The sequence below is a fragment of the Caulobacter sp. GW821-FHT05F04 genome (assembly GCF_059419665.1).
Window position 1 is genome coordinate 558,769 of record NZ_JBWKSF010000004.1, and the last position, 13,494, is coordinate 572,262.

Here is a 13,494-nt window from a genome sequence, read left to right on the forward strand (position 1 = left end):
TGAACTTGCGGCCCCCTGACTAACACGGGTCGACAAGTTTTGCGTAGGGGGCGCCCGCGTCGGGGGAGTCGTCGCCTGTTTCTGGATGCGCCCTAAGCCGCCTCGTCCTCGTCATCGCCGAGCATCCCGGCCATGGCCGCCATCGACAGCTTGCGCATCGCCGAGGCGCGGACTTTTTCGCTCTCGCTCTTCAGCTGGCCGCAGGCCGCCAGGATGTCGCGGCCGCGCGGGGTGCGGATCGGCGAGGAATAGCCGGCCTTGTTGAGGATCGCGGCGAAGGCCTCGATCGTCGACCAGTCCGAGCACAGATAGTCGCTGCCCGGCCACGGGTTGAACGGGATCAGATTGATCTTGGCGGGGATGCCCTTGATCAGCTTGACCAGGGCGCGGGCCTCGTCGGGGCTGTCGTTGACGCCCTTCAGCATCACATACTCGAAGGTCACGCGGCGGGCGTTGCTCAGGCCAGGATAGGCGCGGATACCGGCCATCAGCTCGGCGATCGGGTATTTCTTGTTCAGCGGCACCAGGACGTCGCGCAGGGCGTCGTTGGTGGCGTGCAGGCTGATCGCCAGCATCGCCTGGGTGGTCTCGCCCAGCTTCTGCAGCTGCGGGACCACGCCCGAGGTCGAGACCGTGATCCGGCGGCGCGAGATGCCGATGCCCTCGTTGTCGCTGATGATCTCGATGGCGTCGGCCACCTGGCCCAGATTGTACAGCGGCTCGCCCATGCCCATGAACACGATGTTCGAGAGCACGCGGTCTTCCTTGTCCGACGGCCATTCGGCCAGGTCGTCCTTGGCCACCTGGACCTGGGCGACGATCTCGGCGGCGGTCAGGTTGCGGACCAGCGGCTGGGTGCCGGTGTGGCAGAAGCTGCAGTTCAGGGTGCAGCCGACCTGGCTGGACACGCACAGGGCGCCGGCGCGGCCGACGCCGGGGATGTAGACGCTCTCGACCTCGATGCCGGGGGCCATGCGGATCAGCCACTTGCGGGTGCCGTCCTTGGACACCTGGCGCTCGACGATCTCCGGGCGGTTCAGCGTGAAGGCTTCGGCCAGGCGGGCGCGGGTCTCCTTGGCGACGTCGCTCATCAGCGCGAAATCGGTGACGCCGCGATGGTGCATCCAGCGGAAGATCTGGGTGGCGCGCATCTTGGCCTTGCCGTGCTCGACCACGCCGCTCTCGACCAGGGCCGCGACCAGCTGCGGGCGCGTGAGGCCCGAGAGATTGACCAGGGGTTTGGCGACGGGTTGGGCGGGCGTCGTCTCTGAAGAGACGCGCGACAGGTCTAGGGTGACGCTCAAGGGGGTGTCCGGATGCTCGGGGGTCGAGGCGGACATATAGCAGGTCCGGGGCGGTTTTCCAAAAGGGCCGGTCCGCGACGTGCGGCCTTACCCTTCGACAGGCTCAGGGTGAGGCCTACCGCAACGCCCCGGCCTCGACCGAAAACCTCATCCTGAGCCTGTCGAAGGACGAGGTTTTCGCGTCGCTTACACTTTCCGGAACCGGCTTCCCTGGCTGGCCATCAACGCCAGGGCCCAGTCGTCCGGCACGATCTTGGCGATGGCGGCGATGGCCTTGTTCGGGGCGCCGGGAACGCAGATCGAGCGGTTGGCCTCGGCGGCCTCGTAACCGGCGGCGGCGACCTCGTCGGCCCCCAGCCACATCCATTCGGGAACGCCCTGACTGACCTGGCCGCGCGTGCCGTTGACGTCGTGGAATTCGGAATAGGTGAAGCCGGGGCACAGCGCCGAGACGTGGACGCCGGTCGCCAGGTTCTCCAGGTGCAGGCTCTGGGAGAACTTCACGAGAAAGCCCTTGGTCGCCGCGTAGAGCGTGTGGCCGGCCGCGCCGGGGACCAGCCCCGCCAGCGAGGCGACATTGACGATGCGGCCGAACTTCCGCTCGACCATGCCCGGCAGCACCTTGTGGGTCATCTCGCAGACGCCGGTCAGCATCAGCTGCAGGAAGGCGGCCTGGTCGGCCCAGGTGGTGCTGTCATAGGTCCCGGGCAAGCCGTATCCGGCGTTGTTGACCAGGGCGTCGACCACCCGGCCCTGCTCGGCGACGGCGGCCAGGACCGTGTCGACGCCGGTCGGCTCGGCCAGGTCGGCGGGGATGGCGTAGGCCTCGACACCGGAGCGCAGCTTGATCTCGGCGGCCAGACCCTCGAGGCGGTCGGCCCGGCGCGCGGTCAGGGCCACGTCATAGCCGTGGCTGGCGTAGATGCGGGCGGAGGCGGCCCCGATGCCGGCGGAGGCGCCGGTGATCAGGGCGAGGCGGCGGGCCATGCGGGGGTGATCCGGAAGAAGACGAAACTCCGCCGGAGTCGAGCACGGCCCGTGATTTGGTTCAAGCAGCCCTCGAGCCTGAGGGGCGGAAGAGGCGCGCCAGCTCGGCTGGGGGCGCGCCTCTTCCGGGCCGCGGTTGGGGAGGGAGACCACCGCGGCCTTGGGGACGTGGATCCTAGGCGGCCTTGTCGAGCTCTGCGGCCCGAGCGCCGACCGTCCAGCGGACGGCGGCCTTGGCCACGCGCTCGCCCAGCAGGCGAGCGGTCTCGCGGTCGCCGGCCGGCGGGGTGATCTCCGGCGAGGCGTTGTCCGACTGGGCGGCCAGGCCGATGAACGATCCGACGCGGTTCAGGGTGTCGGGCCCACGTTCGGCGGCGGTCACGTTCGGCGGGGCGATGCCCAGATTGACCCAGTTCATGCCGTGCTGGGCGGCCAGGATGGTCAGGCTGGCCAGGGCATGGCCCTTGTCGCCGGCGAAGCTGTGCGAGTTGGTGAAGCCGGCGGCCAGCTTGTCCTTCCAGGCGCCGGTGAAAAAGGCGCTGGCGGTGGCGTCGGCGAACACTTTGAACACGCCCGAGACGTCACCCATGTAGGTCGGGGCGCCGAACACGACGGCGTCGGCCTTGGTGATCTCCTCGATCAGCGGGGCGAAGTCCTGGGCGGCGCTTTCGATCTTCAGCAGCACCGGGGTCTGGCCGGCGTCGCGGACGCCCTCGGCGACCTTGTCGGCGAGGACGGCGGTGTGGCCGTAACCAGAATGATAGACGATGGCGACGGTGGTCATTGGATCCCTCGATCTCGAATGGGTGTCGTTTCGAAACTGAAACGGTAGCGATTACGTAATGTCGCCCAACGGACCCGCCAGAGGATCAGCAACAACAGCAGGTGCAATTTTTCTATGAGTCGAATTTAGCGCTGCTGATAGAGCGCTAGCCGGATAGGCTCAGCAGGGCTCGATGGCCGCGTGGGCGCCGTGCAGCAGGTCGGCGACGGTGATCTGACTCAGGCGGTCGTGCGCCGCGCGATCGGCGGCGGTGATGGCGGCGCGGACGGCGTCGGGGATCTTCTCGCCGACCGGGCAGCCCTTGACGCCCTTGGGCGCGACGCCGAGGTGGGCGCAGCCGTTGACGGCCTTCAGCACGATGTCCAGCGTGATGGTGTCGGCGGGCTTCAGCAGCCAGGCCCCCCCATTGGCCCCGGCCCGCGCGCCGATCAGCCCGGCCTTGCCCAGCATGGCCGTGACGCGGCGGACCACGACCGGATTGGTCGGGACCGAAGCGGCCAGTTCGGCGCTGGCCACGGCGCGGTCAGCCGAAAACGCCTCCTTGTGCGCCAAGTAGGCGAGGGCGTGAGCCGCGACGGGAAATTTCTGGCTGTCAGACATATCTACCCGGGAACGTAAGGTGGCCGCCCGCGCGTTCAACTGAAAACTGGTTCAGCCTCGAAGCAAAATCTCCTTGAGGGAGTCCTCAGGGCGACGTCGGGTGATCATTGTATCGGCCGCGGTTTGGGTGTATCGCGCCGCGCTTGATCGCGATATGGGTCGGCTCCTGGCGTTTTGCGAGGGCGCCCGGAGGGATTGAATGGCTTCCGAAGCCCCCGGCGCTTCCAACTCCGCCAGCGCGTCCAGTTTGGATTGCGCGCCAACATCCACCGACATCCCTCATCAGGACGGCGGACCGCCGAACGGCAATGGTCACGGCCATGACGCGAAGGGCCATGGCTTCCTGGCCATGGCGCTGGGCTCGATCGGCGTCGTCTTCGGCGATATCGGCACCAGCCCGCTTTACGCCCTGCGCGAGGCCCTTGCCCATTCGCGCAGCACCACGGCGACCGAGCACGCGGTGCTGGGCGTCGTGTCGCTGGTCCTGTGGACCATGACGCTGTTCGTGACGATCAAGTACGTCATCTTCTTCATGCGCGCCGACAATAAGGGCGAGGGCGGCACCCTGGCCCTGATGGCCCTGGCCCAGAAGGCGCTCGGCAAGACCGGCGGCAAGCGCTCGATGGTCGTCTTCTTCCTCGGCGTGGTCGGCGCGGCGCTGTTCTATGGCGACGGCATCATCACCCCGGCCATCTCGGTGCTGTCGGCGGTCGAGGGCCTGAAGGACGCGCCCGGCGTCGGCCACGCCCTGACGCCCTACATCCTGCCGATCTCGGCCGGCATCCTCATCCTGCTGTTCGCCGTCCAGGCCAAGGGCACCCACCGGATGGCCTCGCTGTTCGGACCGTTCACGGCCGTTTGGTTCCTGATCCTGGGGGCGCTAGGCGCCTACCACCTGGCCGACGACCTTTCGATCCTGCGCGCCTTCAATCCCTGGTACGGCCTGCGCTTCCTGCTGGAGAACGGCTTCCTGGGCTTCGTGATCCTGGGCAGCGTGTTCCTGGTCGTGACCGGGGCCGAGGCGCTCTATGCCGACATGGGCCACTTCGGGAAGCGCCCGATCCAGGCCGCGTGGCTGTGCCTGGTGTTCCCGTGCCTGGCCCTGAACTATCTGGGCCAGGGCTCGCTGGTCCTCGATCACCCGTCCGCCCGCCACAATCCGTTCTGGGAGATGGTGCCCAGCTTCGCCTACTGGCCCGTGCTGCTGATGGCCACCGTCGCCACCGTCATCGCCAGCCAGGCGGTGATCACCGGCGCCTTCTCCATGACCCAGCAGGCCGTGCAGCTGGGCCTGCTGCCCCGCATCGAGATCAAGCGGACGTCCGAGACCCAGGCCGGCCAGATCTTCGTGCCGGCGGTCAATCAGTTCCTGCTGATCGGCGTCTTGGTGCTGCTGTTCGCTTTCCGCAGTTCGCACAAGCTGGCCTCGGCCTACGGCATCGCCGTCACCGGCGCGATGTTCGTCGACACCCTGCTGGCCTATGTCGTCATCCGCCGCGTGTGGAAGTGGCCGCTGTGGCAGACCGGCCTGCTGCTGATCCCGCTGGTGGCGCTGGACAGCGTGTTCATCGCCTCCAACATGCTGAAGATCCCCGACGGCGCCTGGCTGCCGCTGGTGTTCGGCGCGGCCCTTGTCCTGATCATGGCCACCTGGACGCGAGGCGCCAACATCCTCACCGCCAAGACCCGCCGCGACAGCGTCCCCCTGGTCGACCTGATGGAGATCCTGCGCGCCCGCGCCCCGCACCGCGCGCCCGGCACCGCGATCTTCCTGACCTCCGACCCGGACATGACCCCGGTCGCGCTGATGCATAACCTCAAGCACAACAAGGTGCTGCACGAGCGCAACGTCATCCTGACCGTCCGCACCACCGAGACGCCGCGCGTCCGCGAGGAGGACCGGGTGACGATCGAGAAGGTCAACGACGACTTCAAGAAGGTCATCGTCAACTACGGCTTCATGGAAAGCCCCAACATCCCCAAGGCGCTGGCGGTCTGCCGCAAGCAGGGGCTGAAGTTCGACATCATGGCCACCAGCTTCTTCCTGGGCCGCCGCTCGATCGTGCCGTCGGCCAACAGCGGCATGCCGCTGTGGCAGGACCGCCTGTTCATCTACCTGATGAAGAACGCCGCCAACCCGACGGACTTCTTCAAGATCCCGCCGGGTCGCGTGGTCGAGCTGGGCGCCCAGGTCACCGTTTAAGAGATACAGTCCCGGCATGGAAACGACCCTCCGCGTCCTCGGCGACGGCCTCTCGATCGCAGCCCTGGCCATCATCGCCGCCACCGCCCAGGGCGCGTGGAAGCGGATCCCCAAGGACGTCCTCGTCCCCATGCTGTGGGGGCGCGACGGCAAGCCCTCTGTCCGCGCGCCCAAGGGCGTGGGCCTGCTGAGCATCCCGCTGCTGTCGATCCTCGTCCTGCTGTCGTTCACCGCGACCCAGGCGACGTTCACCGACGATCCGACCCAGGCGATCCTCATCTTCCTGGTCCGCGCCACGCTCACCGCCAGCCTGGCGCTGAGCCAGCTGTTCCACCTGCGCTTCGTCATCAGGACGTTGCAGGACGAAGGTCAGCTGTAGAACCGCCCCATTTGGCTCTTGACCGACGCACCCTTTCGCCGTTGAAGGCGCGCGACTTTGTGTTTCTCTCCGAAAGGACCCGCCCATGGCCGACAAGTCCGTGAAGAAGGTCGTGCTCGCCTATTCGGGCGGTCTCGACACCTCGATCATCCTGAAGTGGCTGCAGACCGAGTACGGCGCGGAGGTCATCACCTTCACGGCCGACCTGGGCCAGGGCGAAGAGATCGAACCGGCGCGCGCCAAGGCGCTGGCCGCCGGCGTCAAGCCCGAGAACATCTTCATCGAGGACGTGCGCGAGGAGTTCGTCCGCGACTTCGTGTTCCCGATGTTCCGCGCCAACACGGTCTATGAAGGCCAGTACCTGCTGGGCACCTCGATCGCGCGTCCGCTGATCGCCAAGAAGCAGATCGAGATCGCCCGCAAGATGGGCGCCGACGCCGTCAGCCATGGCGCGACCGGCAAGGGCAACGACCAGGTCCGTTTCGAGCTCGGCTACTACGGCCTGGAGCCCGACATCACCGTGATCGCCCCCTGGCGCGAGTGGGACTTCAAGTCCCGCGAGGCCCTGCTGGACTTCGCCGAGAAGCACCAGATCCAGATCACCAAGGATAAGCGCGGCGAAGCCCCGTTCAGCGTCGACGCCAACCTGCTGCACAGCTCGTCGGAAGGTAAGGTCCTGGAAGACCCGGCGGTCGAGGCCCCCGAGTTCGTCCACATGCGCACGATCTCGCCCGAGGACGCGCCGGACAAGGCCACCGTCATCACCATCGACTTCGAGAAGGGCGATCCGGTCGCCATCGACGGCGTGAAGATGAGCCCAGCGACCCTGCTGACCAAGCTGAACGAGCTGGGCCGCGACAACGGCATCGGCCGCCTGGACCTGGTCGAGAACCGCTTCGTCGGCATGAAGTCGCGCGGCGTCTACGAGACCCCCGGCGGCACCATCCTGCTGGCCGCCCACCGCGGCATCGAGAGCATCACGCTTGACCGCGGCGCCATGCACCTCAAGGACGAGCTGATGCCGAAGTACGCCGAGCTGGTCTACAACGGCTTCTGGTTCTCGCCCGAGCGCGAGATGCTGCAGGCCGCCATCGACTACAGCCAGGACAAGGTCGCCGGCCAGGTGCGCGTGAAGCTCTACAAGGGCAATGTCACCGTCATCGGCCGCACCAGCCCCTACTCGCTGTACGACCAGGACCTGGTCACCTTCGAGGAGGGCAAGGTCGCCTACGACCACCGCGACGCCGGCGGCTTCATCAAGCTGAACGCCCTGCGCCTGCGCGTGCTGGCCAAGCGCGATCGGCGCGGCTAGGGACTTCCGACTTCGGAAAAACGAGAACGCCCCGGCCGTCGGTCGGGGCGTTTTTCGTTTCACACCCGGTTGTATGGATACCGGTCCCGGATGATCCGCTGGAAGAACCGGCCTTTCGACGGGGCCCGCAGGAAGGCCTGGCTGATCCGCTCGGGGACGCCGACATAGACGTACGCGTCGCCATCGCGGAATGTAACGAACAGCTTGCCGTGTTCGGGGGTGTAGTCGATTTCGGCGATCGCCGTGGAGTCCACACGCATGGCTTCAAGCCTCCGCGAATGAGGATCGTCAGCCTTAGGAGCGAATAGGCTCCAGGAGGGTTCCAGAGCGCCACGCGCGGCGAAGGCGACGGCCGTGCTCTAAGGGTTGGCGGGACGCGTGCAAACTCAGGACGAATACGGTTAGGGTTTCCCCCGAGGCGGCATGAGTCCGCGGAAGGACCCAAGAAATGCATCAGTCCCACGCGCTCGTGGCCATCGTCACCCTGGTCTCGCTGCTGGTCTATGTCTGGATGATCCTGCGCATCCCCGGCGCGCGCCGCCGGACCGGGATCGACGCCCCCGCCATGACCGGCCATCCCGAACTGGAGCGCCACCTGCGCATCCAGGCCAACACCGTCGAGTGGCTGGTCATCTACCTGCCCTCGCTGTGGCTGTTCGCGATCTACTGGAACGACCTGTTCGCGGCGGCCATGGGCGTGGTCTGGATCATCGGCCGGATCCTCTACGCCCTGGGCTACGCCGCCGATCCGAAGAAGCGCGAGCTCGGCTTCACCATCCAGGCGCTGGCGACCGCCGTGCTGCTGTTCGGCGCCCTGGGCCGGGCGATCTACGTTCTCGCCGTCGTCGGCGCCTAGCTCGGCCATGGCGCGGGGCGCTATACCCGCGCCATGGACCACCTGCCCGTCGATCCCGCCCGCTACGGCGCCTTCCTGGTCGCCATGTTCGTCATGGCCATCACGCCGGGGCCGGCCAACCTGTTCGCCATCGCCACCGGCATGGAGCGCGGCAAGGGCGCGGCGCTGATCAGCGTGGTGGGCATGAACACCGCCACCCTGGTCTGGTTCAGCGGCTCGGCCCTGGGCCTGGGCGCGCTGATCCTGGCCTTCCCCAAGGCCTTCCACCTCCTGGCCTGGGCGGGAGCGGCCTATCTGGTCTGGCTGGGGCTGAAATCGCTATGGGCGGGGATCAGGAACATCGAAAGCCACGCCACGGCCACGGTGCGGGCGGGACGCTCGGCCTTCCTCGACGGCTTCATGGTCCAGATCGCCAATCCGAAGATCCTGCTGTTCTTCTCGGGCGTGCTGCCGCCGTTCCTGGACATCAAGCGGCCGCTGGCCCCGCAATTGATCATGTTCGCCTGCGCCACCATCGGCATGGACCTGATCAGCATGTCGTCCTACGGCCTGGGCGGAGCGGCCCTGTCGACGCGCATGAACGAGCCGGGATTTCGGCGCGGATTCGCGATCCTGGTCGGCGTCCTTCTGATCACGGCGGCCGTACTTATCGTGTCGAGAGGTTGAAAGATTTCCGTGGCGTCGCAAACTTCGCCTTGGCGAAACCACAAAGCCTCGCCAGAGTTGTCTTAAGTACCGAGGACTCCGCTTGAAGGAGCAGATCATGTCCATGAAGAAGGTCGCCATCGCCGCGGCGCTGGTCATAGCCGCCGGCCTGTCGGCCTGCGCCACGCCGACGCCGTACCAGCCCAAGATGTCCGCCAGCTCGTCCGCCGGCGGCTTCTCCGAGCAGAAGCTGGAAGGCGACCGCTACCGCGTGTCGTTCGCCGGCAACAGCCTGACCTCGCGTGAAACGGTCGAGCGCTATCTGCTTTATCGGTCGGCCGAGCTGACCGTGCAGCAGGGCTACGACTGGTTCGAGACCGCCGACCACCGCACCGACCGCACCTCGCGCTCCTATGTCGAGCCCGATCCGTTCATGCGTCCGGGCTTTGGCTACGGCTATCCCTACGGCTACTGGCGCCCGTCCTGGCGTTACTACGGCGGCGCCTATGGCTGGCGCAGCTGGGACCCCTTCTGGGGCGACCCCTTCTTCGCCGACCGCGCCCAGATCCGCACCGTCGAGCGCTTCGAGGCCGGGGCCGAGATCGTGATGCACAAGGGCAAGAAGCCGGAAGGCGACCCGCGCGCCTACGACGCCCGCGAGATCATGACCAACCTGGCCAGCAGCATCCAGCGGCCGGTTCCGGGCAAGTAGCCAACCCGCCTCTCTCCTCCCCCTATGGGGGAGGGGGACCGCCGAACGGCGGTGGAGGGGGTCAGCGCCGCGCCAACTGGGCCGTACCAGCCCCCTCCGTCTCGTCGCGCTTCGCGACGATCCACCTCCCCCAGACGGGGGAGGAGAGTTTTTACCGCGGCGCCATGCGGATGCCGCCGTCCAGGCGCACGTCCTCGCCGTTGAAGTAGCCGCAGGTGATCATGGTCACCGCCAGCTGGGCGTACTCCTCGGGATTCCCCAGGCGCTTGGGGAACGGCACCGAGGCCGCCAGGCCCGCCTTCACCGCTTCGGGCGCGCCGTTCATCAGCGGGGTGTTGAAGATCCCCGGCAGGATGGTGTTGACGCGGATGCCCTCGCCCATCAGGTCGCGAGCGATCGGCAGGGTCATGCCGACCACGCCGCCCTTCGACGCCGAATAGGCCGCCTGGCCCATCTGGCCGTCCTCGGCCGCCACCGAAGCGGTGTTGACGATCGCGCCGCGCTCGCCGTCTTCCAGCGGCTCAAGATCCAGCATCCCCTTGGCCGATTTGGCGATGCAGCGGAACGTGCCGACCAGGTTGATCTGGATGATGCGGTCGAAGGCGTCGAGCGGGAAGTGCTTGGTCTCGCCGGTGGCCTTGTCGCGGCTGGCGGTCTTGGCCGCGTTGCCGGTGCCGGCGCAGTTGACCAGGATCCGCTCCTGGCCGTGGGCGGCGCGGGCCTTTTCGAAGCCGGCGTCGACATCGGCGTCGCTGGTCACGTTGACCTTGCAGAACACGCCGCCGATCTCCTTGGCGACCTCTTCGCCGCGGGCCTCGTTCATGTCGAAGATGGCGACCTTGACGCCCTGGGCGGCCAGGGCGCGGGCGGTGGCCTCGCCGAGGCCCGAGGCGCCCCCGGTGACGACGGCGGCGACGGTGTTGTCGAGTTTCATGGACGTTTCCTGCGGGTTTGCGTTTAAGCTCGCTGTTGAGCAAAGGTTTAAACCGATGAGCCGCGACGCCAAACCGTCCCCCGACGTAAACGTCAACGAGGTGCTGGATCCGAAGAAGGCTCTGGCGCCCGTCACCGTGCAGTTGAACGAGGAGCGGGTCGAGAAGGGCTTCCTGCCCAAGATCCGCAAGATGGCCACGAAGGTGCCGTTCGCCGCCGACGCCCTGTCGGTCTGGTGGGCCGCCCGCGATCCCGAAACCCCGACGGCGGCCAAAGGCATGATGCTGGCGGCCCTGGCCTATTTCGTCCTGCCGACCGACGCCATTCCCGACATCCTGCCGGTGATCGGCTTCACCGACGACGCCGCCGTGATCGCGGCCCTGGTCGCCATCCTCGGCAAGACCGTCAAGCCGCGCCACAAGGAGGCGGCCCAAGCCTTCCTGCAGCGCCTGTCCCACGACGCCTGAGCCAAGGTTCCGCCATGCCCCTGCTGCCCGCCCTGATGCTCGCCGCCGCCTTGGCCCAGAACCCCGCCCCGCCGCCTTCGGCCGACGCCGAGGACCGGGCGGTGCTGGCCACGGCCCAGGCCTTCTTCGACGGGCTGGAGGCTGGCGACGCGGCGGCCATGCGCGCCACCTTGCTGCCCGAGGCACGCCTGATGTCGCTGACCAGCAAGCCCGACGGCGACGTCGTGATGCGGCGCTTCAGCTTCGAGGACAGCTTCGGCAAGCGGACCCCGACCGGGTTCAAGGAATGGATGTGGTCGCCGGTGATCATCCGCCGCGGCGCCCTGGCCACCGTCACCGCCCCCTACGAGGCCAGCAAGGACGGCAAGACCGTCCACTGCGGCATCGACATCTTCACGCTCGCCAAGGCCGACGGCGTCTGGAAGATCGACAGCATCAGCTGGACCGCCGAACCCGACGCCTGCCCGGAGCTGAGGAAGCTCTAACCTACCCGGAACCGCAGGATCGCGCCGTTCCACAGCGCGTCGTCGTGGTCCTCCTCGACCACGTCGCGCACGCCCGGGTAGCTCTGGGCGGCGCGGCGCCAGAAGGCCAGCGCCCCGACATTGCGGCGCACCACCGCCGCCTCCCAGACGCCCCAGGCCGTGCCGAACAGGGCGTGGGCGGCCGCCAGCCCCACCCCGCGCCGGCGATGTTTGCGGACGATGAAGAACTCGGCCACCGCGCGGTCGACCGGAATTGCCGAATGGGCGACGTCGTTGACCAGGGCGAAACCGACCGGCAGGCCCTTGATCCGGAACAGCCAGGCCTCGCGCGTCGGGTCGGTCCAATAGGCGTCGAGCCCCGGATAGCCGGAATAGCGACCGTCCGGCTCCAGCTCGCCCTCGACCTCGCGGTCGAACCAGAGCTCCGAGAAGTCGTGGATATAGAGCTGCATGAGGTTGGCGATGATCGACGCCTCTTCGGGGCCGGCCTTGGAGACGACGAGATCCGCGCGGCTCACCGGGACGCCTCCATGGTCTCCAGCGGCCCGCCGCCCCGGACCTGCCCGATCGACGTCATCACGATCGACATGGCGCTTCCTCCGTGTGCGACAGGTTGTCGCGGCCGAACTTGAGCTTAAGTTGGTCCCATGATCGAAGCCCTGCTCTCCAAAATGATCAAGACCGGCGATTTCACGGCGCACCTGCCGGGAGGTCGCGTCATCAAGGCGGGGGACGGGACGGGGCCGCCCGTGGCCATCCGGATCAACAGCCGGGGTCTGCGCCGGCTGGCCAATCCCAGCCTGGGCCTCGGCGAAGGCTATATGGAAGGCGACATCGTCTTCGAACAGGGCTCGATCTCGGACCTCCTGACCATCGTCGGCGAGAGCGGCGGTCGTAAGCCCAAGCGCGGCTCGGCCTTCACCCGCTTCCGCAAGGCGCTGAAGCGGCGGATCCAGCAGGTCAACGACCGCGTGGCCTCGCGCCGCAACGTCTCGCACCACTACGACCTGTCGAACGACCTCTATCGCCGGTTCCTCGACACCGACATGCAGTACAGCTGCGCCTATTTCGAGCGTCCAGACATGACGCTGGAGGAGGCCCAGGCCGCCAAGAAGGCCCTGATCGGCCGCAAGCTGCTGATCAAGCCGGGCATGAAGACGCTGGACATCGGCTCGGGCTGGGGCGGCCTGTCCATGACGCTCGCCAAGGACTTCGGGGCCCAGATGACGGGCGTGACCCTGTCGACCGAACAGCTGGCCCTGGCCAAGGAACGCGCCGAGAAGGCGGGCCTGGCCGACAAGACCGACTTCCGCCTGACCGACTATCGCGACCTGGATGAAAAGTTCGACCGCATCGTCTCGGTCGGCATGCTGGAGCATGTCGGCGCGCCGAATTTCCGCACCTATTTCGAGACCATCGCCAAGCTGCTGGACGACGACGGCGTGGCCTTGGTCCACTCGATCGGCAAGATGCACGGACCGGGCGCGACCAACGCCTTCACCCAGAAGTACATCTTCCCGGGCGGCTACATCCCCGGCCTGTCGGAGATCGTCGCGGCCATCGAGCACGCGGGCCTGTGGATCACCGACATCGAGATCCTGCGCCTGCACTACGCCGAGACCTGCCGCATCTGGCGCGAGCGGTTCATGGCCGATCCGGACATCCCGACGATGTTCGACGCCCGCTTCCGGCGGATGTGGGAGTTCTACCTGGCCGGCGCCGAACTGGGCTTCCGGCACGGCGGCCACATGGTCTTCCAGATCCAGCTGGCCAAGAAGCGCGACGCCACGCCGCTGACACGGGACTACCTGCTGAAAGCCTGATCCT

At 67.4% G+C, this 13,494-nt stretch carries 16 protein-coding genes and 1 pseudogene; 9 read left to right on the plus strand and 8 right to left on the minus strand.

Going from position 1 to position 13,494, the window contains the following annotated elements:
- Positions 1 to 92: 92 nt before the first annotated feature.
- From rlmN to AC07R7_RS14090, 4 genes are all read right to left on the minus strand, one after another.
- On the minus strand, positions 93 to 1,304 hold the full coding sequence (gene rlmN, locus AC07R7_RS14075) for a dual-specificity RNA methyltransferase RlmN (RefSeq protein ID WP_494635608.1): 1,212 nt from the start codon (positions 1,302 to 1,304) through the stop codon (positions 93 to 95).
- A gap of 186 nt (positions 1,305 to 1,490) precedes the next feature.
- Positions 1,491 to 2,291, minus strand: coding sequence for an SDR family NAD(P)-dependent oxidoreductase (locus AC07R7_RS14080; RefSeq protein ID WP_125157226.1), 801 nt, complete (start codon positions 2,289 to 2,291; stop codon positions 1,491 to 1,493).
- A gap of 175 nt (positions 2,292 to 2,466) precedes the next feature.
- The gene (locus AC07R7_RS14085; RefSeq protein WP_494635574.1) at positions 2,467 to 3,075 is read right to left on the minus strand and encodes a flavodoxin family protein; all 609 of its coding nucleotides are present in this window, start codon (positions 3,073 to 3,075) and stop codon (positions 2,467 to 2,469) included.
- Between the two features lie 159 nt (positions 3,076 to 3,234).
- The gene (locus tag AC07R7_RS14090) at positions 3,235 to 3,675 is read right to left on the minus strand and encodes an Rrf2 family transcriptional regulator (RefSeq protein ID WP_492837698.1); all 441 of its coding nucleotides are present in this window, start codon (positions 3,673 to 3,675) and stop codon (positions 3,235 to 3,237) included.
- A 199-nt stretch (positions 3,676 to 3,874) separates the two neighbouring features.
- Here AC07R7_RS14090 and AC07R7_RS14095 point away from each other — a divergent pair, with 199 nt between their 5' ends.
- From AC07R7_RS14095 to AC07R7_RS14105, 3 genes are all read left to right on the plus strand, one after another.
- Positions 3,875 to 5,878 carry a potassium transporter Kup gene (locus tag AC07R7_RS14095; RefSeq protein ID WP_494635575.1) on the plus strand — a complete coding sequence of 668 codons (2,004 nt, stop codon included), beginning with the start codon at positions 3,875 to 3,877 and terminating at the stop codon, positions 5,876 to 5,878.
- A 16-nt stretch (positions 5,879 to 5,894) separates the two neighbouring features.
- Positions 5,895 to 6,257, plus strand: coding sequence for a hypothetical protein (locus AC07R7_RS14100; RefSeq protein ID WP_492887467.1), 363 nt, complete (start codon positions 5,895 to 5,897; stop codon positions 6,255 to 6,257).
- Between the two features lie 85 nt (positions 6,258 to 6,342).
- Positions 6,343 to 7,569 carry an argininosuccinate synthase gene (locus AC07R7_RS14105; protein WP_492887466.1) on the plus strand — a complete coding sequence of 409 codons (1,227 nt, stop codon included), beginning with the start codon at positions 6,343 to 6,345 and terminating at the stop codon, positions 7,567 to 7,569.
- 59 nt (positions 7,570 to 7,628) lie between these two features.
- On the opposite strand, the gene AC07R7_RS14110 is transcribed toward AC07R7_RS14105, so the two are convergent.
- Positions 7,629 to 7,829: a KTSC domain-containing protein gene (locus AC07R7_RS14110; protein ID WP_125157233.1), complete on the minus strand. Its 201-nt coding sequence runs from the start codon at positions 7,827 to 7,829 to the stop codon at positions 7,629 to 7,631.
- 188 nt (positions 7,830 to 8,017) lie between these two features.
- Between AC07R7_RS14110 and AC07R7_RS14115 the strand changes: the two genes are divergently transcribed.
- From AC07R7_RS14115 to AC07R7_RS14125, 3 genes are all read left to right on the plus strand, one after another.
- Positions 8,018 to 8,425 carry an MAPEG family protein gene (locus AC07R7_RS14115; RefSeq protein WP_492837704.1) on the plus strand — a complete coding sequence of 136 codons (408 nt, stop codon included), beginning with the start codon at positions 8,018 to 8,020 and terminating at the stop codon, positions 8,423 to 8,425.
- A gap of 33 nt (positions 8,426 to 8,458) precedes the next feature.
- On the plus strand, positions 8,459 to 9,091 hold the full coding sequence (locus AC07R7_RS14120; protein WP_492887465.1) for a LysE family translocator: 633 nt from the start codon (positions 8,459 to 8,461) through the stop codon (positions 9,089 to 9,091).
- A gap of 97 nt (positions 9,092 to 9,188) precedes the next feature.
- Positions 9,189 to 9,782: a CC0125/CC1285 family lipoprotein gene (locus AC07R7_RS14125; RefSeq protein WP_494635576.1), complete on the plus strand. Its 594-nt coding sequence runs from the start codon at positions 9,189 to 9,191 to the stop codon at positions 9,780 to 9,782.
- A 12-nt stretch (positions 9,783 to 9,794) separates the two neighbouring features.
- Here AC07R7_RS14125 and AC07R7_RS14130 read toward each other — a convergent pair.
- Positions 9,795 to 9,872, minus strand: a pseudogene (locus AC07R7_RS14130) (hypothetical protein); the annotation flags it as partial.
- Positions 9,873 to 9,933: 61 nt separating this feature from the next.
- A complete protein-coding gene (locus tag AC07R7_RS14135; protein WP_168077022.1) occupies positions 9,934 to 10,716 on the minus strand; it encodes an SDR family NAD(P)-dependent oxidoreductase in 783 nt (260 codons plus the stop codon).
- A gap of 55 nt (positions 10,717 to 10,771) precedes the next feature.
- Between AC07R7_RS14135 and AC07R7_RS14140 the strand changes: the two genes are divergently transcribed.
- Both AC07R7_RS14140 and AC07R7_RS14145 read left to right on the plus strand, forming a co-directional pair.
- A complete protein-coding gene (locus AC07R7_RS14140) occupies positions 10,772 to 11,182 on the plus strand; it encodes a YkvA family protein (protein WP_492887463.1) in 411 nt (136 codons plus the stop codon).
- 14 nt (positions 11,183 to 11,196) lie between these two features.
- Positions 11,197 to 11,667, plus strand: coding sequence for a nuclear transport factor 2 family protein (locus tag AC07R7_RS14145; protein ID WP_494635577.1), 471 nt, complete (start codon positions 11,197 to 11,199; stop codon positions 11,665 to 11,667).
- Here the strand turns inward: AC07R7_RS14145 and AC07R7_RS14150 are convergent.
- The gene (locus tag AC07R7_RS14150) at positions 11,664 to 12,185 is read right to left on the minus strand and encodes a GNAT family N-acetyltransferase (RefSeq protein WP_494635578.1); all 522 of its coding nucleotides are present in this window, start codon (positions 12,183 to 12,185) and stop codon (positions 11,664 to 11,666) included. The two genes, AC07R7_RS14145 and AC07R7_RS14150, sit on opposite strands and share 4 nt — an antisense overlap.
- A gap of 129 nt (positions 12,186 to 12,314) precedes the next feature.
- Here AC07R7_RS14150 and AC07R7_RS14155 point away from each other — a divergent pair, with 129 nt between their 5' ends.
- Positions 12,315 to 13,490 carry a class I SAM-dependent methyltransferase gene (locus AC07R7_RS14155; protein WP_492887460.1) on the plus strand — a complete coding sequence of 392 codons (1,176 nt, stop codon included), beginning with the start codon at positions 12,315 to 12,317 and terminating at the stop codon, positions 13,488 to 13,490.
- The last annotated feature ends 4 nt before the right edge of the window (positions 13,491 to 13,494 follow it).